The sequence below is a fragment of the Klebsiella sp. CN_Kp113 genome, from assembly GCF_040064585.1.
GTDB classification, from domain to species: domain Bacteria; phylum Pseudomonadota; class Gammaproteobacteria; order Enterobacterales; family Enterobacteriaceae; genus Klebsiella; species Klebsiella michiganensis.
On record NZ_JBEAID010000007.1, the window covers coordinates 1 to 560 of the forward strand.

1 protein-coding gene is annotated in these 560 nt (G+C 56.4%); it reads left to right on the forward strand.

Features of this window, described 5'->3' with window-relative positions; translation table 11 throughout:
* Nucleotides 1-84: 84 nt before the first annotated feature.
* Nucleotides 85-560 (forward strand): transposase domain-containing protein (locus ABLV30_RS02295; RefSeq protein WP_154907842.1); only part of this gene is annotated, 476 nt, incomplete at its 3' end.

Genomic DNA, 560 nt, shown 5'->3' on the forward strand with positions numbered 1-560 from the left:
TAATGCCGATCAGTTAAGGATCGGTTGATCGATCCAGTGGCTGTGTAAGAATCCGGAAATGCTCACCCTTTTCCGGATTTTTTTATGCACATTGGACAGGCTCTTGATCTGGTATCCCGTTACGATTCTCTGCGTAACCCTCTGGCTTCTCTGGGCGATTATCTTGACCCGGAACTGATTTCCCGCTGCCTTGAAGAGTCCGGCACTGTCACGTTACGCAAACGGCGCCTTCCTCTGGAAATGATGGTCTGGTGCATTGTCGGTATGGCACTTGAGCGCAAGGAGCCGCTTCATCAGATCGTTAACCGGCTGGATATCATGTTACCCGGCAATCGTCCGTTCGTTGCGCCCAGCGCCGTGATCCAGGCCCGCCAGCGGCTGGGAAGCGAGGCCGTACGCCGCGTGTTCACGCAAACAGCGCAGCTCTGGCATAACGCCACGCCGCATCCGCACTGGTGCGGTCTGACCCTGCTGGCCATTGATGGTGTTTTCTGGCGAACACCGGACACGCCAGAAAATGATAAAGCTTTCCCCCGCCAGACGCATGGCGGAAACCCGGC